This is a genomic window from Candidatus Pedobacter colombiensis (assembly GCA_029202485.1).
GTDB classification, from domain to species: domain Bacteria; phylum Bacteroidota; class Bacteroidia; order Sphingobacteriales; family Sphingobacteriaceae; genus Pedobacter; species Pedobacter colombiensis.
This window is the reverse complement of the sequence record CP119313.1, coordinates 3465278-3488494: the sequence shown is the minus strand read 5'-3', so window position 1 is coordinate 3488494 and position 23217 is coordinate 3465278. Positions and strand designations below refer to the sequence as shown.

Here is a 23217-nt window from a genome sequence, read left to right as displayed (position 1 = left end):
GAAATCTACACTTGTATACGTGTGAGTTGGTTTTTTTGTTGTTTTTGTTTATTATAAGGTATCTTTTCTTTCTTAAATATAGAAATTATTAATTGAATAACAATAGGTGCGGGAAAAATATTTTGATTTAAGATTTCTTATCTTTTAATTCTGGCATACTTATTGGCAAAAGGATGGCATCGTAGTCCAACAACTAAAATTATCTAAGAAACCATCATGGGTAGTTGAAGGTTAAAACAAATTTATATTGATGAAAAAAAATCAACGTTCTTTTCTGGTCATATTTGGCATTATTATAGTTTTTATAACATTTCTATTTCGCAATTCAATTAAACAGCAGTCAGAACAAAAAGTTTTAACTGCTACTCTGGGCGAATTGGAAACAAACAATCTTCAGATCTCTAAGCTGGATACCATTACCTTAAATTTACAGGTTGCAGAGAATAATTTTCGAATGTACACGGCATTATGGAAGCCCGAGTATTTTGTGAAATATACTGAAGAGATAAAATCCATTTCCACTATGCTGGCCAGCCTTTCTGTGGAAGATAATGGGAACATTTCTGGCAGTATTGCGGGTGATTTGGCAAGCAAACGCAAGCAGATGTTGTTTTATGGAGAAATTAAGAAGCTTGCCGATTCGATTATCAATATTAATTTACAGCTTAATGTAAATAAGATAGGTAATTTATTACCTATAAAAAGCTTTCCAAAACCTACTGTAAAGAAGGTTGTGGAAGTAGAGGAAATAAAAACTGAGCCGGCTGTAAAAAAGAAAAAGTTATTTCAGCGACTTAAAAGTGCAATTTTAAACAAGTCTGATCAGACCGAAGCTTCCAAAGTAAGAAAAACTGAAACGACTTACGAACCTGTTGAAAACGGGGTGGAGGCTTACAACAAAAAGCAATTGCAACGGATTGGCGATTATTACAAAGGCTTGTTGGAGGATCAAAAAAAGAATCATGTTAAATTAACTGAAAAAGAGCAAGCCATCTTGACTTTAAATGAGCGGATATTCGAAAATATTAAGCTGTTATTTAAAGAATATAAAGACAATATTAATGTAAGTGAGGCTGCAAGAAAAATAGCACTCAAGAATAAAGCGAAAAATTCTTTGAATAATATTGATTGGTCAGGTAAACTTAGTTTTGCTATCAGTTTATTGTCTTATCTGGGAATTATATTTTTGTTGTACAAGCTTTATCGGTCTTATCATAAGACCATGAAAGCAAATAAATTGGCCGCAGAGCAGGTGGTTAGTAAAACCAGACTATTTACCAACATAAGTCATGAGATGCGCAGCCCGCTAAATGCAATCATTGGGGTATCTGAACAACTTAAATCAACCCATCTAAATGAAGACCAGCAGGCGATGTCAAAATTGTTAGATACTTCATCATCTATGTTACTATCTGCTGTTAATGAAGTATTGGATTTTTCTCGTCTCGAAACCAGAAAGTTGTCTCTTGCTAAAACACCTTTTAAGTACAAACGAATTTTAAAAGAAGTAGCAGACACAACAAGAGTGTTGGCAGATCAGAAAAAATTAAAACTCGAATTGCTTCAGGATACTCCTGATTTATTGCTGGATGGAGATCCCTACCGTTTAAAGCAGATCATCATGAATTTAACTGCTAACGCCATCAAATTTACTGATAAGGGTAGTGTTAGCATTAAAGTAGATGTTAAAAAAACTGATGAAAAGGATGTGATCCTGATCATTAAAATCATCGATACCGGTATAGGGATATCGGCGACAAATATTCCTGTCATCTTCAACGAGTTTTCGCAGGTGATAGATTCCAAACGCAATGATTGGCAAGTAGGCTCCGGACTTGGGCTGACCATTAGTAAAAAACTGGTGGATTTACATAAAGGGAAAATAAGCGTTGAAAGTACACCGGGTAAGGGGACAACCTTTACGGTAGAGCTGCCCTATAAAATTGCCACCGATGGAGAAGAAAATCTTGAGCAGCAGCAAGAAATGATCATCAATAGCGATCATTTTAAAAACATTCACATTTTAGTCGTTGATGATTCTGAAATGAACCACCTTGTAATCAAAATGATCTTTAAGAAGCATGGAATTAGTTATGATACCGCAACAAGTGCTGCTGAAGCACTTCAGTTTATCGACAAAAATAAATATGATATGGTACTTACAGATATCCAAATGCCCGAAATGGATGGGATAGAGTTGACTAAAATAATCAGAGGGAGTAAAGATCATAAGAAAGCTATTATCCCAATAATAGCATTAACCGGTGAGATTAGTGTGGAGGCCCATGATACTTATCTTTCTGCCGGATTAAACGATTACATCATTAAGCCATTCACGGAGATAGAACTAATGGAAAAGATCCTGGATTATATGGATTAAAAACTGTTTTTCATCCACTGCCTGCCTTCAGTAAACCTGGTAACCAACATTGATGCCACAGTATCACCAGTGGCATTTAATAAAGTAGCCATTGGATCCACCAATGTCCCAATGATCATTGCAGGTGGCAAAGCTTCTATAGGCAAGCCGTAAGCGGAAATAAACAAAAGCTCACCCACATAACCTCCGTTTGGTATTCCCCCTTCTACAATACTTACTAATATGGTCATGCCTAGTGCTAGTATAATTGCATCGGCTGTATCAAATCCTTTCCCAAAAAGCGCAAAGACTACGGCCATTTTAACAATTGAAGATATACTCGAACCATCTTTGTGTAAGGTTGCACCAAGGGGGATAGTTACATTGGCAATGTAATCTGGAATACCCATTTTCTTCGCTGCGTCCAGATTTGCTGGGATAGTAGCAATGCTACTACAGGTACCTACGGCTGTTGCAGAGGGGATAAGGTTATTTTTCCAATACCGCTTTATTCCCCTTACACCCCCGGCTATGAATGCGTATAGGCTAAACATGATCACAAAATAAAATGCGCCAAAGCTATAATATAGGCCTAATGACTTTGCATAGGTGCCAAACAATTGGGGGCCAAATACGCCAACCTGATAAGCAAAGTATGCCCCAAGTCCAACCGGACCAACTTTCATGATCAGAATAAATACGTTTTTAAATACTTCATTTCCCGCATGAAGAAATGATGCAAAGCGGGTGCCTTCTTTTCCGGATCTATGAGTTGCAAAGCCAATAATAACGGAGAAGATGATCATGGCCAGCATACTCTTACGAGAGAGTAGTTCAAAAAACTCTGAAGTTGTAAAAAGCCCTGCAAGCTGATCAGCAAAGGGTTTTTCGTCTATTTTTTCAGTAAGAGAAGCAGCGCTTAAGGATTCATGTATTGGGAATATTTTAACGGCAACTATGGTTAATATAGCGGATATTAAGACGGTAGCCAGGAATACCACACCAGTGATTCCCATCATTTTGCTTAATTTTTCGGATGGTTTAATATTCGCAATAGCCGATGATATAGCGAAAAAGACCAGAGGTATAACAGCCGTAAATAAAAGATTTAAAAAGATATCACCTATTGGTTTTAAAACTTCAACTTTTTTACCAAATATCAATCCTGCTATGCTCCCAACTATAATTCCGGTCAATAGCCAGATGATTCCACTGTAGTTTTTTACGTAACCTTTCATTTTATGGCGTGTTGGTTATCTAAATATATTAAAATATTAATGATGGATAGCTTTTATTAATAAGCTGAAATCCATCATCTCTTTTTTTTCGTAAGTGTTAAAAAGTATAGCAAGGTTGCGGGTTGGTGTAAGGGGCTGTACTTTGTATTTGACATCTTGAAATATAACGCAAACTTAACATGACCACAGATTTAGATGTATTTGAAGACATTGTATCCAGTATTATGGATGGCACTTATGTAGATGAAACAGCAGATCGAGAGTTTCTGGATAAGTGTAGAGAATTACGTGAAGACGCCGAGATATTTACTGCGCTGAACCCAGATAAATCCGGATATTATCTGGTCCAGCGAAAGTTAATTGTATACAGGATCATCTCAAAGATGACAACAGAAAATGCCAGTTTCGACGATAAACAAAAGGAAAGATTAGCGTTTATTGAAAAAGGTCTTTTGGGTTTATATTGGCTGTATATGGAACTAATTGTTGAGATTAAAGAATGAAATTTAAAGCTCGTGTTTTACCCAGACTTTATAGATTTCAACCGCCCCATAAGCATCACAAGCCTCTCCTTCAACTTTTCTTTTCCCCTGACACGATGATTGTACATAGGCGCCCGCTTTAAAATAAGCACCTGTAAAAGCCTTGAGATAAGTAAACTTCAGTTTCTCGTTATAATAGCATTCAGTCTGGTTATTGCTCACCTTAAACATCATTGTAAACCGCGTGCCTAATTGGTAGTTTTCATCCAATACTGGTCCCTTATCATTGCCCATTTTTACAAATAGTTTATTCTTTTCTAACCTAAACACAATGATATCGTCATTGGCATCATGGATCTGACCAACCACAATATGCGGTTTTTTAACAGGCAAGTGAATGATGCTTTGATCGATAAATAGGGTATGTGTGCCTGTTTCTGATGACCATGAGGCATTCTTTGTTCCATTGTCCGTCATTTCCCTAAGTTCAGAGCGGGGATAACCCGAGCCTTTAGTCGTAGTTCCGCCTGTTATTGCCCGGAAAACAACCGCGTTGCCACCTCTGTTCACATAGAACCAATTTTCATTGCTATAGGTTTGTAATTCCGGCTGTCGGTATTCATCTGATTCACAGGGAGTTTTAATACCCTCGGGTATATTCAGTTTCCAATTACCCAGATCCAGAACTTGTGCAGGAAGTTTTTTGGTTTGCTGAGCAGAAACGTTAGTGCTAAGGAGTGTAATTAGCCCTGCTGAAAGGGCTAATGTGAGTATAGTCTTTGTTAAATTTTTCATTTGATAGTTATTTGGTATTGATGTTTCCTGCCTGGTAAAATCTCTTTTTTACTGCAGGGACAGTACTTCGCCGCGCCACCAGGTAATGTGTTTAAAGGGTGTCTAATTTCTGGTTACAGTATTTAAACACCCCATAGTGTTTTATATTATGAAAAATTTAAACCGCCGTTGATATCGATATTTGTACCGGTAACATAGCTGGATTGATCAGTAGCCAGATAAACAATCAGATCTGCAACCTCTGATGCCTGCCCTTCTCTTTTCAGTAAAGTAGCATTGGCTACATTAACACGCACTTCAGGTTTACTAAATGTATCATGAAAAGTAGTAGCAATCATTCCCGGCAAAACGGCATTTACACGAATGTTTTTAGGGCCAAGTTCTTTGGCCAGTGCTCTGGTATAGGTCATAATACCGCCCTTCGCCGTTGCATAAGCACTTGCTCCAGGTCCACCACCATCTCTTCCTGCAAGAGAAGAAAGGTTTACTATTGAAGCACCTGAGTTCATATAAGGAATAGTCGCCTTGCTCATCAGATATACGCTTTTTAAGTTCAGGTCCATCACGGCATCCCAAAAATCTTCGTCCAGTTCTAAAGTTGGTTTTCTGGCTACCATGCCTCCTGCAACATTCACAAGGATATGGATTTCATCACCAAACGCTGCCCGGGTTTGATCAACCAGCTCGGCAACTTCGGCAGATTTAGTTACATCCCCTTTAACAATGATGGCTTCGCCACCATTAGCTGTGATTAGTTTTAAGGTCTCCTCCGCATTGGCTACATTGCTATGGTAGTTGATCACCACTTTTGCACCTTCTTGTGCAAGTTGACATGAAACTGCTCTACCGATATCTCTGGACCCGCCAGTTACAATTGCGACTTTATTTTTTAAACGCATATTCTATTATTTATTAATTAGTTATTTTTTTAGATGTCATATATTTTATACAAATCCATGCCATAGGAACCAGCACCGCTGCCAGCACAAAGAAGGAAACGTAACTTGTTTTTGTGATAATAGGTACGGCCCATGTGGTCAGCAATGTTCCGGCCACTGCTGCAGTACCACCCATGCCGGCCACTGTACCCACATTTTTGCCATTAAAATAGTCGCTTGGCAAGGTTTGAATATTTCCGATAAGAAACTGAAAACCAAATAGTGTAGTGCCAATTAATACCATAGCAAGGGTAGGAGTGTCTTTAAGGGTATCGAGGAAATAAACGATTGCAACTAAGGAGAGCAGCATGACGCCACAACCTATGGCAATTGAGTTTTTTCTTGCTTTTACGGCGGTAATACCCTGTTTAATTTGCCAGGAGGAATGATAGCCACCAACTAAACTGCCTATGGCGGCAAAAAGGTATGGCAACCAGGTGAAGGTCCCAATCTGTTTAATGTCGAACAGGAATTGTTCTTTTAAAAAGGTAGGCAGCCAGGTTACAAACAACCACCATACCGGATCAATAAAGAACCTGCTCGTGATGATACCCCAGGTATTTCTGAATTTTAGTAGCTCCCTCCAGGTCAGTACTGGGGCCACCTCAACAGAAGCGTTGGCGTTAGGCTCAGCATCCAGGATGTAATTGCGCTCTTTTTCTGTTAACCAGGGATGTTTTTCCGGTGTTGCCTTGTTGATCACCAGCCATGGAATAATCCAGATCAATCCCAATGAGGCAATGAGTACAAAGGTCATCTTCCAGCCAAATGCAATATATAACAGGGCAATAATAGGAGCCGAAACTACCGAGCCTAAGGATGCACCAGCACCGAAAATGCCTTGCGCAATAGCCCTCTCTTTTGCCGGAAACCACTCTGCATTGCTCTTTGTAGCGCCGGGCCAATTTCCTGCTTCTGAAAAGCCGAGCATAAATCTGAAGATATTGAACGACATTAATGAACGGGCAAAGGAGTGCAACGCAATAGAAATGCTCCAGCCAATGATAGAAATCGTCATCCCCAGTCTGGTACCTACAGCATCCATCAGCTTGCCTGTAAAAGTTTGCCCAAGGGCATAGGCAATCATAAAGAAGGTAGTAATTAGCGCCAGCGCACTTTTATTGTCAACATCAGCAATCCCAAATTCCTTATAAATATAAGGCCACATGATGTTGATGGCACTACGGTCTACATAGTTGATCACCGTTGCAAAGGCAATCAGTGCAATAATGTACCATCTTAATCCTTTTACTTTCATCTCTTTTTATAATACAGTTATAGTCCCAGTCCCTTTAAAAAATCTATAATTTTTGCATTGACTATTGCGTTGTCTTCAGGGGTAAATTTGCCGTGCTGACCACCTTTAACAGTAACAAATTCATTCTTTACGCCTAGTTCATCCAGTTTTACTTTAAGCGCAACGGATTGCTGATAAGGCACTGTTGGGTCTGCGTCGCCATGTACAATAAATACCGGGGGACTGGTTTTCTTTACCAGGTATAGCGGGGATAGAGACATGGCAAAGTCTTTATCTTTTGCTTTAGCACCCAGCCAGCTGGTGGCTGATTTGCTGGTCTTGTCAAGACCATAACCCCAATCCCATACATCGGTAATGCCATATTTGTCTATAATGGCCGCAACTTTAATTTTCTCAGTCCCCATACAATTGGTGTCGAAAATGTGGTTGTTCTCCAGCAGTCCACCCATTAGGGCAAGGTGCCCACCGGCAGAACCGCCCATAATTACAATTTTGTTGACATCAATATTGAGTTTCTTAGCATTGCTGATCAGGTAAATCAATGCACAGCGGGTGTCTTCAACAGCTGCCGGCGCAGTTGCAACACCCGTAAGCCGATAAGCAATATTAGCTACTGCATAGCCCTTTTTAAAGAAGCCACTAAATCCGGTTTGCGATTCCTTATTTCCTTTGTTCCAGCCACCGCCATGGATATTGATGACCAGCGGACTTGGGCCATTTTTGGCAGGGGGGAGGTATAGGTCGAGTTTACCTTCCCAATCTTTAACTTTGGTGTAAACTACATTTAACTGCTCCGTAAAGCCTGCCGGATAGGTTACCTTTTTTACGACTACTGTATCCTGAGCACTAAGAGCGTAACCCGTAAAGAGTAGCCCGCAAAGCATGATCATTTTCTTCATCTTGGTTTATATTTAAGGTTAGGTTCAAAGGAAATCTTCCCGGTGTGGGGAGAATACATCCGTATCAATTAAGTTTTATAAAGTTTTCTTTGTTGTTGTAATTGATCTGATAGGTGTACAATTTATCTTTTACCTTAAATGAAACTGTAACCTGGTCTTTATTGCTGCTCAGAATCTTTAAATCACTAACCTTACTCTTGGCGCCGGTTGTAGTTTCATCAACCGGATTGCTGTTCCCATGTGTCTCTATAATGTTAAAAAAGATCTGATTATTCGATTTAGGAGAAGATAGCATAAAGGCTTTGCCCTCTACCAGGTTCATTTCCGGATCATTAGCACCAAGTGACAATGTTTTTAAATTAACTGTGGTATCGGTGGCAAAATGGATAGTATAAAAGCGTTTGTTATTTAAAATGCTCAGATATCCGGTCTTTTCTTTAATCGGCTGATCTGCATTTAGCCAGATATGTTGATAGCCATATTTCTCACCTAATGGCTTTAACTGATCTGTAAAAGCATTGATCTTTACAGAAGCATCAACAACATATCCTTTATACCAAAAAGGGAGGTCGTATTGATGCGATTTATCAGATAATGCCTGGAATATATCAATCACCAATGGTTTACTGAGTTCTGCAACTTTGAGCAATGCCGATGTTCTGATCATTTGCACACCTGGATAGGCATTACGTTCGGCAGCGCTGACTACCTGTAGGTTTTTATCATTTTTAAAATACAGAATCTCAGGAAAGTTCTGTTGGGCAACATCAGGGTTTCCTTTGTAGTTGGAAGTTTGATCTACCACCAGGGTATTGTGTGCAACAGTTTGTTTTGCCCATGATTTATTCTCTGGCAAATAATCTCCACCCCTTTTAGATTCTATGTTGATAAATCTGGCTGACCCATAATCTGGTAAAACTTCAACACCATTGTCGTAGTACAATAAGTTTAGCCTGTCGAAATGCCCATGTCCCATACCTTGTGAAGCAGCTTTTAACAGTAAGGTTTGTTGGTCTTCATTGCTGCCGTGTCTTAATATCCCTAGTCCACCTTCCTTCCCTAAAGCGCCATCTTTTATAAGTTGTGATTGGTAAGCAAAAGGCTTGGCTTTGCCGGCACTTAGATCTGCAGCTACCTTTAACCCAGCATCTGAAACAACAACTTCGTTCTGTTTCTCGGCAATGTCGAGCAGATCGGGCATAGGTTTGATATCCGCATAGGCAATGTCAACACCATATACCAGTTCGGCAGTTTCGTATGTTTTACCTTTTATAGCATCATTGATAGGAAAAAAAGTACCATCAGTATAGGTGAGTTGTAAAGAAGTGTTTATGGCCTTAGCTAAGAGTTGATTACGGTATTCAAAGATCTTTAACTCCGGTTGGAAGTTATTGATCGTTTTTGCGAAAATGATAAAAGGAAGCAGGGCATATCTTTGATAATAAGGTCCCTCTGTATAGTATCCATCCGGAGAAAATAATTGATCTATTTGCGCCATATAACCGGTCTTACCATCCTTTGCTGATCCTTTTAGCGCCATTTCTACATATTCCGGTTTGTTGAGAACATAGCCGGTCATACCTACCGCCGCAATATCCCAGGTGCCATGGTTATGGATTTTATCAAAGGTTTCTTTACAATCAATGGTAAAGAATTTAAGCATAGGTTCAAATAAACCGGCATTTATAATGACTCTGTTTTTTGGAGATATGGCATCATAAACCATATCATAACCTTGTATGGTATATACCTGCCATACAAAATCATTCAGGCTTTGCCAGAAGATTTTTCCGGCCTCATGATTTTCTTTTCTTTTGGGATGCAGCGGCCATTTGCCATAGTCGGCAGCATATTTTAGCAACATACTTTCTACATAGGCTGCATACTTTTTATCACCCGAAATTTGATAAGCAATACCACAGTTCAGCATATTGGTATAGTTTTTTTTATGCTGTTCGTGTGTGGCACCACCACCTGCATCTTTAGGGGTCGGTACACTGATGGGTTCTGCAATGGCTTTATCCGCATCAGCTTTAACCTTCTGATATGATCCTTTTAGTAAAGAATAAGTAGCCGCTCCCTTTCTTACCGCTTCAATATTTTTTTTGGTAAGCATGATATTGGGGTGTTCCTGTGCAATTGCAGGTAGGGTACACATCAGACAAAGCACGGCCATTACCAACTTTTTTAAGTAGTTCATACGCATTTTAAGAAATAAGAGTTTTTGTGTTTAGTTAGTTGTCATTAATAATATTTTGCGCGGAAAAACCGGCTTTGCTAATTTGAAACATGTCGTCAAGGTGGGCCGCAACTGCATTTTCTGCTGCATCTATATCTTGATTTTCTATGGCCATGAGTATATTTCTATGCTCGGCAATAGCCAGTTTGCCACGATTGTCTCCGCAGATCTTGTTTTCTACAATACTTTTGATCAGGTCGGGAATCAAAATAAGAATCATAGATTCAATGACAGAGTTTTTTGAAGCCCTTGCAATGGCAATATGAAAAAGCATATCCTCTTCAATTGCATCCTGATTGTTATTCGTTTTGTTTTCATAATCAATCAGTGCCTCCTTAAGATTCACCAGATCTTGCGCTGTCCTTCTTTCTGCAGCCAGCTTTACCGCATCCAGTTCCAGGTAATACCGGGCTTCTAAAAGTGCATTAAAATCTTCCTTATTAAATTTGATGATGTCAGTAATGATATTGTCTAAAACCTTAATGCTTAAACCGGCAACATAGGTTCCACTTTGTGGATTGGTTCTGAGTAAACCGTAAAACTCAAGTTTTAAAATGGCTTCACGAACATAACTACGACCTACACCAAATTTTTCAGCCAATATTCTTTCTGCAGGTAATCGGTCGCCAGGTTGCAATTGCCCCGAAGTAATGAGCTGTTTTAGCTGTCCTATGATTTTATCAACAGGAGATTCTACTTCGATTGACCTGATGGTCTCTATAAATGATTTCATACAATATATTTGGTCGACCAATTATTGGTTAACCAAATATAGAGAATAAAATAAGTATTCCAAATTTTTACATACTTTTTAGCTGTAGCCAGATTTCCTCATTTACCGGGATGCCATTTTTCTCATTTTCATGGCGGGTTTGCAAAGTACGCTCACCGGGAAAGCTAACCGATTTCGGGGATGATACCGGGGCGCTGCTCTTTGTGAAAGCTAGTATTTCTTCTATAAGAGCGCTGTGCATATCAGGTTGGTGTAAACAAATAAAGCACTGGGATACTCCGGTTTCGTATTCACGCTCGGTTATTTTGGCAGTAGACTGTCCACCACTAAGAGCTACCGCAAGGATATCCAGCATAAGGGAAAGACCGGAACCTTTCCAGAAGCCAATGGGTAAGGCCAGCTTTGTTTTGCGGATTGTAGCAGGGTCGGTACTCAAATTATCCTGTTCGTCGTAGCCACCCGGAAAGGGGAGTGGTTCATTTTTCAGTTCATATTCCTGCATTTTTCCATAGGAAAATTGAGACATCGCCATATCCAGTACCACATGTCCTTCGGCACGAGGGACAGCAATAACTAATGGATTGTTACCTAAAACAGTCTTATTGCCTCCCCAGGCAGGCATATTTGCTGTGGCATTGGTAAAACAGATACCAATACAGCCCGCATCTGCAGCCTGCCAGCCATAAGTACCCCCACGCATCCAATGATTGGTGTTTTTGATCGCTACACAACCAATGCCGTTGTTTTTTGCCAGTTCAATAGCACGGTTCATACTATGGGTAGCATTAAACATACCGGGTGCAAAGTTTCCATCCCAACGTTCAATAGCGCCATTTTTGTCGAGTAATATTGGTACTGCATTAGGTTTTACCACTCCTTTTCTTACGTGCTGTACAAATACAGGAAACCTGTTTAATCCATGCGAGTATATGCCATCTCTACTGTTTGATGCAAATATTGTTGCACAGATTTCAGCTGTTTCCTCCGGAAATGACAGTTTCAAAAGCACCCTTTTAAATTCTTCCTGTAATTCTTCAAATGATACACGCATAATGATGGGAGTTTATGCTCAAATATACTATCTTTCATCAGGAATATAATTTGACCTTTAAAGGTTATGAAGCTATTACGAGTTTACTAAAATCCTTTTAATGGACAGCTTTCAGGCTTGTATTTGTATCTTAAAAAATAATTTTAAAATGAATAAAATAGTTAATTATAAAAATAAATATCTTAGTATTGTACAATAAAAAACCAAACTATAAATATTAAATGACCAACCTAACCAAAGAGAAAAGCGCTGCAGCCTATTTGCTCAGCGCTCCTGTCATCGTAGCTTCTTTAGGCTATTTTGTAGACATCTATGACTTGCTTTTATTCGGTATCGTACGCATACCCAGCTTAACAGAACTTGGCCTCAATGAAGCTCAGGTTTCTATTGAAGGAGCAAGTATCTTAAACTGGCAGATGACAGGTTTGCTACTTGGAGGGATCTTATGGGGTATTTTGGGTGATAAAAAAGGCCGTCTATCTGTACTCTTTGGCTCTATCATTACTTATTCTATTGCAAACTTTGCCTGTGGTTTTGTACATGATGTCACCATATATAAACTGCTCCGCTTTATTGCAGGTATTGGTCTTGCCGGAGAATTAGGAGCAGGTATTACCCTGGTTTCAGAAAGTTTACCTAAAAGGTTAAGAGCAATCGGCACCTCTGTTGTTGCAGGTGTAGGATTGATGGGCGCTATTGCCGGGTATTTTACGGTAGAACTGTTCAGCTGGAGAAACGCATATTTCATAGGAGGAGGCATGGGAATTTTGCTGTTGTTTTTAAGAATAGGCGTATTTGAATCTGGTATGTTTCATACAATGAAAGAAAAGAGTCATGTAGCTAAGGGGAATTTTCTATCTTTTTTCACAAAGAAAAGCAGGTTAATCTTGTATTTGAAGTGCATTGGCATTGGTTTGCCAACCTGGTACGTGATCGGTATTCTAGCTACTTTTAGTAATGAATTTGGCAAGGCGCTAGGCATTAGTGAGGCCATAAAACCAGGACTAGCAGTAATGTGGTGTTATGTCGGACTTTCGGCTGGAGATTTGGTGAGCGGATTGGTGAGCTATTGGCTGGAATCACGTATACGTGCTGTAACCTATATGATGATCTTCACCGCAATAGGAGCAGTTATATATCTTTTTGCTGGCATAAATACAGCAACCGGACTTTATGCAATGTGCCTTTGGGTAGGATTTGGTATTGGTTACTGGGCCATGTTTGTAACCATCGGTGCAGAACAATTTGGTACCAATGTAAGGGCAACAGCAGCCACCACCATACCAAATATGGTAAGAGGAACCGTGGTGTTAATGACTACCATATACACCACTCTAAAACCTCATGTTTTCGAATTAAAAGCTGCAGGGATCCTCGGACTGATTTGTTTCGGAATAGGGTTTTATTGTATCAGAACCATTCCCGAAACGCATCACAAAGACCTCGATTTTATTGAGGAATAAAACTAATCCATCACAAAAACAGTCATACCCTTTGGTCCGTGAGCACCAAGAACCAATGATTGTTCTATATCGGCTGTTTTAGACGGTCCGGCAATGAAACTTCCAAAACCATAATCAGCGGTGCCTATTTTTAAATAGGCATCGTGCATGGTTTGCACAATCTCCTTTTTGCTCAGTACTACGGCAAGTTGCTGGCAAATGAATGGTACCGCACGCTGGTGCATTAAATCTTCAGTAATCCATAAAGCAGCATTTTCAGCAACACCAAAATGAGCACTGATCACTGCAAGGTCTACATTCGCATAACTATGCGGATCCTGATGCTCCCAACCTTGTTCCGACACCGCTACGAGTTCCGGTAAAGTAGAAACAATGCGCTGACCTCCAAAATGTTCAAGGACGTATTTTTGAATAGCCTGATAATCTGAAACTTCAACAAAGTTACCGCCAATGGTAGTTAATACCGTAGCAAAAGCCTGCACAGGATCTGCTGCCGGAAATACGGTTAACAGATCAGCCGGTAATGGTCGTGTATCAGGTTGGTTTTTCAATACTTTCGCTAAAATCTGTGCTCTGCTAGTCATTCTTTTTATTTTTCTTGTACCACTCTTCAAATGATTCTTTAGGAACTTCAGGCATCTCACGATGTTGGTACCAAAGGTTTAGTTTATTGTTTACTGTAAATGGAGCGTGTTTCATAAACCAACGTCCTACTTTTCCTGCATTTTTGTATACGAAGGGGCTGGATAAGGTAAATTCCATAGCTTTCATGGCCAGTTTCTTTGTAGGATCGGCATAACCCTCCTTAACAATCACTTGTCTCCATTTGTAAAGTTGTTCGTGAATATTGATCTTAACCGGACATACATTGCTGCATGAGCCACATAGCGTAGAAGCGAAGGGCAAATCCGAATATTCCTTCATATCCAGATTTGGAGCTAGAATAGAGCCTATCGGTCCTGCAACAGCCGTATGGTAGCTATGCCCGCCACTTCTACGATAAACAGGGCAGGTGTTCATACATGCTGCACAGCGGATACATTTTAACGAATTGCGGAAATCAGGGCGACTCAATTGAGTTGTTCTTCCATTGTCAACCAACACAAGGTGCATTTGCTGGCCAGGTCTTGGTTTTTTAAAATGGCTGGAATAAGTAGTAATCGGCTGTCCTGTGGCACTTCTGGTTAATAGCCTTAAAAAAACACCCAGATTTTTACGCTTAGGAATGATCTTTTCAATGCCCATACAGGCAATGTGTACATCGGCAAGGTGCGCACCCATGTCTGCATTACCCTCATTGGTACAAACCACAAATTCACCGGTTTCGGCCACAGCGAAATTTACACCCGTAATAGCTGCTTTGCGTGTTAAAAAGGTTTCACGCAAGTGTTCCCGGGCTGCGGCAGTTAAAAATACCGGGTCAGCCATGCCTTCCGGTGTACCCAGATGCTCATGGAACAATTCGCCGATCTCTTCTTTCTTTTTATGGATACAAGGCAATACAATATGACTTGGTGGCTCCTGCGCCAGTTGCACAATGCGCTCGCCCAGATCGGTGTCAATTACCTCAATTTCATTTTGTTTTAGGTACTCATTTAAATGGCATTCCTCCGTAAGCATCGATTTACTTTTGATCAATCGGTTTACGCCATGTTCCTTCAATATCGAATGTACAATTTGATTGTGTTCGGCCGCATCAGCTGCCCAATGTACAGTAACACCATTTTTCTGTGCCTGCTCCTCAAATTCAATTAAGTAATTGTGGAGGTTAGAGAGTACATTGTTTTTAATCTGAGAAGCTGCTTCTCTTAATGATTCCCATTCGGGGATATTGTGAGCGGCTTTATCGCGCTTGGCGCGAACAAACCATAAAGTCTCGTCGTGCCAGTCTACCCTTGCTTCATCCTTATTAAATATGTCTGATAAAGCAGCGTGATCTTTTGTTCCTGAACTCATGTATCTTTATTGCTGTACTTTCCTGTTAAAACTATTGTGCATTTAATATTTCTGCAATGTGCAGCACCTTAACATTGCTGTTTTGCCTACGCAAAATACCTTCCATATGCATTAAGCAAGACATATCTGCTGCGGTGATGTACTCCGCACCATGATTTATATGATCCGCTACGCGGTCCTTACCCATCTTTACGGATACGGCTTCTTCGGCTACACAAAAGGTCCCGCCAAAACCACAACATTCATCAGGTCGGCTCAGTTCAACCAATTCCAGACCTTCTACCATTTTTAATAAATGTAAGGGCTTTGAAAAAGGAGCATCTACCAATTCAGTCATTTGGGCAAGCATCAAACCACGCTGACCGTGACAACTTTGATGTACACCCACTTTATGTGGAAAACGAGCCGAAAGTTTATCAACCTTAAGTACATCTGTTAAAAACTCTGTCAATTCGTAGACCTTCTTTCTAATGCCTGAAGCTTTGTCTTCTGCTGCAGCTGAGTGTAAATGATCTTTTATATGCAATACGCAACTGCCCGAAGGAGAAACGATGTAATCAAATTCTGAAAAGTTGTCAATAAACAAGTCATTACAACCTTGTGTCAGGTGCTCAAAACCCGAGTTGGCCATTGGTTGTCCACAGCAAGTTTGGTTGACAGGATATTTTACTGTTATGCCAAGTCTGCTTAATAAATTTAAAGTAGCAATGGCAGCATTTGGATAAAATTGGTCGATGTAACAAGGTATAAATAGGCCTACGTTCATGTATATAGGGTTTTGCGGTTAAATATAGTATTTTTAAATAATCGCGCCATCCTGTGCTGTCATACCATGGGTAACAATTATGCTAATTTATGCAAACGTTTTCAGATGACTGAAAAAAATGCTAGCTTGCCAATTATTAATTGTTTTATGGCTAACGGAAAAAAGAATTACCAGAATACCATACTCGATATTGCGGAAGCGTTAAAGCTTTCACCTGCAACAATTTCCCGTGCTTTAAATAACCATCCTTATGTAAGGGAAAAGACCAGAAATGATGTGTTGGAGATGGCAACCAAGCTAGGTTATCGTCGAAATCACATGGCATCCGGCTTACGTAGCAATAGGACACATACTGTCGGGCTTATTATTCCACGGGTTTCTATGTTTTTTCATGCAGAGGTGATCACAACCATACAAAATAACTTGCATAAACATGGTTATAATCTGATCATCTGCCAATCTAACGATTCGGTAGCGATGGAACGGGAATTGGCCGAAACACTTTACGGTTCGAGGGTTGATGCTTTGATTGCTGCCTGTACTTTACAAACTGTAGATTTTAGTCACTTTGATAAATTTGTTGAACGCGGTACTCCCGTAATTTTTTACGATAGGGTTCCGGTAGCGGATTATAAAGCAACCTTGATTAAGGGTGATGATTTTAAAGGTGCTTATTTGGCTACCCATCATTTGATAGCGGCAGGTTGCAAAAGAATTGCACACATTTCAGGGCCTTTAACTTCCAATCTTTATCAGGATAGGGCAGCAGGTTTTTTAAAGGCAATGGAAGAACATCAGCTACCCGTAAATCCAGATTGGGTTTTTCACCAGGAACTTACACATGAAAATGCAATGGTAGCCATGCAACAAATGTTTTCAGCTGGAACAGTACCTGATGGTCTGTTTGCGGATAATGATACCAGTGCCATTGCAGCTATTGAATATGCCAAAGAAAAGGAGATTACTGTGCCTGAGACATTGAAAATTACAGGGTATTCTAATGATCCGCGTACAGCGATCATTACTCCGGCTGTTACTTCGGTCGAGCAGTTCCCCAATCTGGTAGGTAAAAGAATTGTCGAAACACTGGTAGAGCTATTGAAGAATGATGAAGAGGGACCTACCTATAAAACAGAGCCGGTAATTATTCCCGTAGAGCTGATCAACAGGAAGTCAACCAGCACAAATTAATTAGTAAAACACAATAATATCCCATTGGGATACACGAATAAATAAAAAACAAAACAATGAAAACATCTTTTGAAAGCCGCTATGCAGTTAGTCCGGGTGAAGCAAAGCAATTTGATACTGCTGCTTTACGCAAGAATTTTTTAATGGAAAGCTTATTTGAAGCAGATTCGATTAAGCTTACTTTATCTCATTTCGACCGTTATATCACAGGAGGTGTAATGCCGGTAAATGAAGCCGTAGCATTGTCTAATCCTGAAAACCTGAAGGCTGCTTATTTCCTGGAAAGAAGAGAATTGGGTATCATTAACGTTGGTGCAAAAGGTAAAATTGTTGCTGATGGTGTGACTTACGAATTAGAATTTAAAGAGGCTTTATACCTTGGTAAAGGTACAAAAGAAGTAAGTTTTGCTTCTGAGGATAAAAATAACCCTGCAAAGTTCTACATCAATTCTGCACCTGCACACCATACTTATCCAAATAAAAAAGTATCTAAAGCAGATGCTGAAATCGTTGAGCTAGGTACACCAGAGACGGCAAATCACCGTGTGATTAATAAATTGTTGGTAAATAGTGTATTGCCTACTTGTCAGCTGCAAATGGGTATGACTGAGCTGAAAAGCGGAAGTGTATGGAATACCATGCCGGCACATACGCATGACAGAAGGATGGAAGTATATTTCTATTTTGAAGTACCACAGGGACAAAGTGTTTGTCACTTTATGGGTGAGCCTCAGGAAACCAGACACATCTGGATGCAAAATGAGCAAGCCGTAATTTCGCCTAACTGGTCTATCCACTCTGGAGCAGGTACCAGCAATTATACTTTTATCTGGGGAATGGCAGGTGAAAATTTAGATTACGGCGATATGGACCATTGTGCAATTAATGATTTGAAGTAAGAACTAGCTGATAAAATGATGAAAAAAATAATTGGTCTTTTATTGTTGTTTCCGGCTTTATATGTACCGGTAATGGCACAAACTAAAGCGACGATAACGGTATCCAACCCTTCAAAACTGGACAGAACAAATGCAATTGTTCCAGTAAGCTGGAGCAGCATTGTGGCTAAATATCCGCGTTTAGATATCGCTAATTTTAAGGTTGTAAATTCAGAGACCAAAAAGGAAGTTCCTTTTCAGCTGGAGCGTCGCGGACAAGCTGAGGTGCAAAACTTATTGGTTCAGGTAAGTTTAAAAGCAAATGGCAATGCCAGGCTATCAATCGTACCTGGTAAACCGGCTCCTGTTGCCAAAAAAACTTATGGTCGTTATGTCCCGGAACGTTATGATGATTTTGCATGGGAGAATGATAAGGTAGCTTTCCGTATGTATGGAAAAGCACTGGAAGGCAGAAAAGACAATGCCTTTGGAACGGATGTTTGGGTAAAAAGACCTAATAAGTTTATCATCAATGAGTGGTATAAAACAGGTGATTACCATACCGATCATGGTAATGGACTGGACTATTACAGTGTAGGTCTTACGCTGGGTGCCGGAGATATTGCTCCATTTGTGAAGGATTCTGTTTTCTTCTCTAAAAACTATCACTATTGGAAAACATTGGATAATGGCCCATTGCGTACAACTTTTGAGTTGGGGTATGATGCCTGGGATGTAGCAGGAAAATCTGTTAAGGTTACTAAAACCATTTCTTTGGATGCAGGATCGCACTTGAATAGGGTTGAGGCTGTTTATACTTATAGCGGTGATGTTTTACCTGTTGTAGTAGGGATCGTAAAAAGAAAAGAACCTGGAGCCATTTTAATGGACGAGGTAAAAGGTATTGTAGGTTACTGGGAGCCTCAACATGGTGTTGATGGTACCACCGGTGTAGCAACGATTGTATTGGGTGGACAGTTAAGTATGGGCACAGATAAAATGCATTTGCTGACACATACATCAGCCAAAAACAATCAACCTGTAGTTTATTACAATGGTGCGGCCTGGACCAAAGGCAACGAGATTACCAACGCACAAGAATGGTTTAATTACCTGAATAACTTTAAAAAACAATTGGAACAACCTTTAAAGGTTAGTGTTCTGTAAGCATTAAAAAATATAGAAATGGCAATACTTGATTTATTCAATTTAAAAGGGAAAATAGCTTTGGTTACCGGTTGTAAACGCGGTATCGGTAAAGCAATGGCTGAGGCTTTGGCTGAAGCCGGAGCAGACATTATTGGTGTATCTGCAAATCTGGAGCTGAGCGGAAGTGATGTGGAAGGTACTGTAAAAGGATTAGGAAGGAACTTTTATGCTTATCAGTGTAATTTTAACGACCGTGATTCCCTCAAATCTTTTTGCGAGAAGGTGAAAGCTGATCACCCGGTAATTGATATTCTGGTAAACAATGCAGGTACAATCCTTAGAAAGCCGATTGCTGAACATCCGGATGAGTTTTGGGATGAAGTGATCGCTGTAAACCAAACTGCACCTTTTATCCTGACCAGAGAAATTGGTCGTGATATGGTAGCCAGAGGTAGCGGAAAGATCATTTTTACAGCTTCCCTGTTAACTTTCCAGGGCGGTATTACGGTTCCTGGTTATGCAGCCAGTAAAGGTGCAATTGGTCAGTTAACTAAAGCATTTGCTAACGAATGGGCAGCTAAAGGTGTAAATGTAAATGCGATTGCGCCAGGTTACATCTCAACGGACAATACCACCGCATTAAGAGCAGACGAAAACCGTAGTCGTTCTATCATGGAGCGTATCCCGGCTGGCAGATGGGGTGAAGCAGAAGATTTTAAAGGTCCTGTTTTGTTCCTGGCTTCCGAAGCTTCCAACTATATGCATGGTACTGTGATGACAGTAGATGGCGGATGGATGGGCAGGTAACCGAGTATACATTTTAAATAATATTTAAAAGCAGGCTATAGTTAGTCTGCTTTTTTATTATATTCGAAAACCAAACAAATGTAAACTCATGAAACAAAGTCTTTTATTAACCTTTTCATTGCTGATAGGCACCAATGTCACTTTTGCTCAACAGCAAGCCAGTTATAAAACCTGGAATCCCGCAAAGGACCAGACAAGTGTTGTAGCCGGACAGGGGTGGCATAGCGGATTACAAAGTTATTATGACCGCTTGCCTGCAAAAGCAGCATCGTCAGTACGTAAAGAGGTATGGAATCTATCTAAAAACAGTGCCGGTCTCAACCTTCGCTTCAAATCGGACGCTCCGGAGATTACCATCAAATATGCTGTGTCGGGTTACATGCGAATGGATCACATGCCTGCTACCGGAGTAAGTGGAGTAGATTTGTATGCACAAGACGCTAAAGGTAAATGGCTGTGGGCCGGTGGTAAATATACATTTGGTGATACCGTTGTGTATAAATACACAAACCTGAATACGACAGATAAGGTGGCGCGAGATTACACTTTGTACCTGCCTTTATATAATACCGTGAAATGGATGGAAATCAGTGTGCCAGAGCAAAGCGTTTTCACACCTTTACCTGTTTCTACAGAAAAACCGATTGTAGTTTATGGCACCTCCATTGCACAGGGGGGATGCGCAAGTCGTGCGGGTTTGGCCTGGACTTCAATTTTAAGCCGCAGACTGAACCGACCACTCGTTAATTTGGCTTTTTCGGGTAATGGTCGTCTCGAAAAAGAAGTTTTTGAACTATTGCCTGAAATTGATGCCAGCTTATACATATTGGATTGTTTGCCTAATTTAACCGGAGCGGGCAGCGAAGAAATTATAAAGAGAGTAGAGGCTACTGTTGCCCATTTACAGTCGAAGAAGCCAGGAGTACCCATTTTATTGACCGAGCACGATGGGTATACGGATGAGGGTTTAAATGCTACAAGGAAACAAGCATATGAGCTTGCCAATGTTGCTTTACAAACAGCTTTTACAAAACTTAAAGCAAAAGGAGTGAAAAACATCTACTATTTGTCTAAAGCAGCCATCAATCAGGATATTGAAAGTATGGTTGATGGTACCCATCCAAATGATATTGGCATGATGCATTATGCTGATGCTTATGAAAAAGTAATCCGGAAAATAAAATAAACCTTATTTACTGAGGTAAGATTTCTGGTAGTTTAGCGGACTTTGTCCGGTGATGATCTTAAAATGCTTATGAAAGCTGGCGAAATTATGAAAGCCGCTTTCATAGCAGATCTGCTTTACATTCATGCTATCTTCAATCAGTAGTTTGCAGGCATGACCAACCCGTATTTCACTAATAAATTGTGTGTATGTTTTTCGTGTTCTTGTTTTAAAATACCTGCAAAAGGAATTTGGGCTAATGTTCGCCACTGCAGCCATTTCCTCCATCTGGATTTTTCTTTTAAAATGGGTTAATGAATAATTGTAAATCGCATTGATCCTGTCATTTTCAGTTTCTTCAAAATTATTACGGAATCCCATTGAAGATAAGGGCTTAGCCTGAGCACTGCTTTCTATAGCAAGTATGGCTTCCATCAAAAGAATAATTCTTCTGGGGCCTGTAGCTGATAGGATTTCTTCCATCAGTTCTCCAATATGTCGTTTGCTTTTATCAAGGATCTGAATACCTCTTTGGGCCCTTTCCAGCGTTAACTTCATTCCTTTGTTTTCCGGTAGTGAAAGGAAGTGACTTCCCCAAAAGTTTTCACAAAAATGAACCACCACCACATCTGCATTGTTTGCTTCGCCCTCGTTAAAATAGCTGTCATCAAATTTCCAATAATGCGGTAAATGCGCACCAACGAGTACAATGTCGCCCGAGCTAAAACGTTTGATATTATCTCCAATAAATTGTGTGCCGCTACCTTTTTTAAAGTAAATCAGCTCCACTTCGGCATGGTAATGCCAGCGATTGTTAATGTAGGGTACCTTGTCTCTCCTTGCGCTAAAAGAATTGACCAGGTTATTGGAGACTTTAAGTAGTTGTGGTTTCATAATATTTGGTTAGGATGATCAGCTTAAATGTATAGAAATCTTTCATAAATACTTCTTTTCTGCCAATATTGCGATAGATTATGCTAAAATCACTTAATCATTAAGTTGTTGTTAAATTTTATAATTAAAATCCATAAAGTTGCTTTATTCCGAAAATAAAATGTTAACCAAATATTTGTGAATTGTTAATTTTTTCTGTTTGGCTATAAAATTTTGTTGTTAAGAAAAAGAGTTGAAAAAAGTATGTTTAAACTTTTATTTATTAAAAAAGATAGTTACATTTGAGCTTACCCTTTCGAGGGTATGTTTTTCATAGGTAGATGTAGGGTCGAAATTAATTTTTCGGCCCTTTTTTGTTTGCAGTGCTTCCGTATCTTTATTGCCGCTATGAGGAAGAAGAAAATAATTGTTGCAATTACCGGAGCGAGTGGCTCTATTTACGCTAAATTGCTATTGGATAGTTTGTTGAAATTGTCTGATCAGGTAGATAAAGTTGGCGTAGTGATGTCCGATAATGCAAAAGAGGTTTGGCGTTTTGAGTTGGACAATGAAGATTATGATCTTTATCCGTTTACATTTTACCCTAAAATGGATTTCAATGCCCCTTTCGCATCAGGCTCTGCAAAATATGACACCATGATTATTATTCCTTGCTCGATGGGAACCCTTGGCCGGATAGCCCATGGAATTTCGAATGACTTAATTTCAAGGGCGGCTGACGTGGTACTTAAAGAACGTAGAAAATTGATCGCAGTGGTGCGTGATACGCCTTTTAGCCTCATCCATATCAATAATATGAAAACTGTAACCGAAGCAGGAGGGATCATTTGTCCAGCCAGCCCCTCGTTTTATAGCCTTCCCAAAACCATTGAAGAAGTGGCGCAAACGGTGGTAAGCAGAGTTATTGACCTGGCAGGGCTAGAGCAGGATAGTTACCGTTGGAATGAGGAATAAAT

General features: G+C 39.9%; 21 protein-coding genes. 9 read left to right on the top strand and 12 right to left on the bottom strand.

What is annotated here, in order from left to right; all coding sequences use genetic code 11:
* Positions 1 to 250: 250 nt before the first annotated feature.
* Positions 251 to 2380 carry an ATP-binding protein gene (locus tag P0Y49_14660; protein ID WEK18035.1) on the top strand — a complete coding sequence of 710 codons (2130 nt, stop codon included), beginning with the start codon at positions 251 to 253 and terminating at the stop codon, positions 2378 to 2380.
* Here P0Y49_14660 and P0Y49_14655 read toward each other — a convergent pair.
* A complete protein-coding gene (locus tag P0Y49_14655) occupies positions 2377 to 3597 on the bottom strand; it encodes a dicarboxylate/amino acid:cation symporter (GenBank protein WEK18034.1) in 1221 nt (406 codons plus the stop codon). The genes P0Y49_14660 and P0Y49_14655 overlap by 4 nt on opposite strands.
* 179 nt (positions 3598 to 3776) lie before the next feature.
* Here P0Y49_14655 and P0Y49_14650 point away from each other — a divergent pair, with 179 nt between their 5' ends.
* Positions 3777 to 4100 carry a hypothetical protein gene (locus tag P0Y49_14650; protein ID WEK18033.1) on the top strand — a complete coding sequence of 108 codons (324 nt, stop codon included), beginning with the start codon at positions 3777 to 3779 and terminating at the stop codon, positions 4098 to 4100.
* Positions 4101 to 4103: 3 nt separating this feature from the next.
* Here the strand turns inward: P0Y49_14650 and P0Y49_14645 are convergent, their stop codons facing one another.
* The 7 genes from P0Y49_14645 to yiaK all read right to left on the bottom strand — a co-directional run bounded on the left by P0Y49_14645 (position 4104) and on the right by yiaK (position 11992).
* The gene (locus P0Y49_14645) at positions 4104 to 4874 is read right to left on the bottom strand and encodes a polysaccharide lyase family 7 protein (protein WEK18032.1); all 771 of its coding nucleotides are present in this window, start codon (positions 4872 to 4874) and stop codon (positions 4104 to 4106) included.
* Positions 4875 to 5020: 146 nt separating this feature from the next.
* On the bottom strand, positions 5021 to 5773 hold the full coding sequence (locus P0Y49_14640) for a glucose 1-dehydrogenase (protein ID WEK18031.1): 753 nt from the start codon (positions 5771 to 5773) through the stop codon (positions 5021 to 5023).
* 13 nt (positions 5774 to 5786) lie between these two features.
* Entirely contained in the window at positions 5787 to 7070 is a 1284-nt protein-coding gene (locus P0Y49_14635; protein ID WEK18030.1) for an MFS transporter, read from the bottom strand.
* 17 nt (positions 7071 to 7087) lie between these two features.
* Positions 7088 to 7969 (bottom strand): alpha/beta hydrolase, encoded by an 882-nt coding sequence (locus tag P0Y49_14630; GenBank protein ID WEK18029.1) that lies wholly within the window; start codon positions 7967 to 7969, stop codon positions 7088 to 7090.
* 64 nt (positions 7970 to 8033) lie between these two features.
* Complete coding sequence (locus P0Y49_14625) at positions 8034 to 10169, bottom strand: heparinase II/III family protein (protein WEK18028.1); 2136 nt, start codon at positions 10167 to 10169, stop codon at positions 8034 to 8036.
* Positions 10170 to 10203: 34 nt separating this feature from the next.
* A complete protein-coding gene (locus tag P0Y49_14620; protein WEK18027.1) occupies positions 10204 to 10941 on the bottom strand; it encodes a FadR/GntR family transcriptional regulator in 738 nt (245 codons plus the stop codon).
* A gap of 67 nt (positions 10942 to 11008) precedes the next feature.
* A complete protein-coding gene (yiaK, locus tag P0Y49_14615; GenBank protein ID WEK18026.1) occupies positions 11009 to 11992 on the bottom strand; it encodes a 3-dehydro-L-gulonate 2-dehydrogenase in 984 nt (327 codons plus the stop codon).
* A gap of 221 nt (positions 11993 to 12213) precedes the next feature.
* On the opposite strand from yiaK, the gene P0Y49_14610 reads away from it, so the two are divergent.
* Complete coding sequence (locus P0Y49_14610; protein WEK18025.1) at positions 12214 to 13455, top strand: MFS transporter; 1242 nt, start codon at positions 12214 to 12216, stop codon at positions 13453 to 13455.
* A gap of 2 nt (positions 13456 to 13457) precedes the next feature.
* Here the strand turns inward: P0Y49_14610 and P0Y49_14605 are convergent, their stop codons facing one another.
* Genes P0Y49_14605 through P0Y49_14595 form a run of 3 tightly spaced genes read right to left on the bottom strand, consistent with a single transcriptional unit; the run spans position 13458 to position 16177 of the window.
* Positions 13458 to 14039, bottom strand: a complete 582-nt coding sequence (locus tag P0Y49_14605; protein ID WEK18024.1) for an LUD domain-containing protein — start codon at positions 14037 to 14039, stop codon at positions 13458 to 13460.
* Entirely contained in the window at positions 14032 to 15411 is a 1380-nt protein-coding gene (locus tag P0Y49_14600) for a lactate utilization protein B (GenBank protein WEK18023.1), read from the bottom strand. Before P0Y49_14600 ends, P0Y49_14605 begins: the two co-directional genes overlap by 8 nt.
* 31 nt (positions 15412 to 15442) lie before the next feature.
* A complete protein-coding gene (locus P0Y49_14595; protein WEK18022.1) occupies positions 15443 to 16177 on the bottom strand; it encodes a (Fe-S)-binding protein in 735 nt (244 codons plus the stop codon).
* A 147-nt stretch (positions 16178 to 16324) separates the two neighbouring features.
* Here P0Y49_14595 and P0Y49_14590 point away from each other — a divergent pair, with 147 nt between their 5' ends.
* From P0Y49_14590 to P0Y49_14570, 5 genes are all read left to right on the top strand, one after another.
* Positions 16325 to 17368: a LacI family DNA-binding transcriptional regulator gene (locus P0Y49_14590; protein WEK18021.1), complete on the top strand. Its 1044-nt coding sequence runs from the start codon at positions 16325 to 16327 to the stop codon at positions 17366 to 17368.
* 56 nt (positions 17369 to 17424) lie between these two features.
* On the top strand, positions 17425 to 18267 hold the full coding sequence (gene kduI / locus P0Y49_14585; GenBank protein WEK18020.1) for a 5-dehydro-4-deoxy-D-glucuronate isomerase: 843 nt from the start codon (positions 17425 to 17427) through the stop codon (positions 18265 to 18267).
* Between the two features lie 15 nt (positions 18268 to 18282).
* The gene (locus tag P0Y49_14580; GenBank protein ID WEK18019.1) at positions 18283 to 19413 is read left to right on the top strand and encodes a DUF4861 family protein; all 1131 of its coding nucleotides are present in this window, start codon (positions 18283 to 18285) and stop codon (positions 19411 to 19413) included.
* A gap of 24 nt (positions 19414 to 19437) precedes the next feature.
* Positions 19438 to 20202 carry an SDR family oxidoreductase gene (locus P0Y49_14575; GenBank protein WEK21802.1) on the top strand — a complete coding sequence of 255 codons (765 nt, stop codon included), beginning with the start codon at positions 19438 to 19440 and terminating at the stop codon, positions 20200 to 20202.
* Positions 20203 to 20290: 88 nt separating this feature from the next.
* Complete coding sequence (locus tag P0Y49_14570) at positions 20291 to 21388, top strand: SGNH/GDSL hydrolase family protein (protein ID WEK18018.1); 1098 nt, start codon at positions 20291 to 20293, stop codon at positions 21386 to 21388.
* Positions 21389 to 21391: 3 nt separating this feature from the next.
* On the opposite strand, the gene P0Y49_14565 is transcribed toward P0Y49_14570, so the two are convergent.
* A complete protein-coding gene (locus tag P0Y49_14565; protein ID WEK18017.1) occupies positions 21392 to 22261 on the bottom strand; it encodes a helix-turn-helix domain-containing protein in 870 nt (289 codons plus the stop codon).
* A gap of 387 nt (positions 22262 to 22648) precedes the next feature.
* Between P0Y49_14565 and P0Y49_14560 the strand changes: the two genes are divergently transcribed.
* Positions 22649 to 23215 (top strand): UbiX family flavin prenyltransferase, encoded by a 567-nt coding sequence (locus tag P0Y49_14560; protein WEK18016.1) that lies wholly within the window; start codon positions 22649 to 22651, stop codon positions 23213 to 23215.
* Positions 23216 to 23217 lie beyond the last annotated feature (2 nt).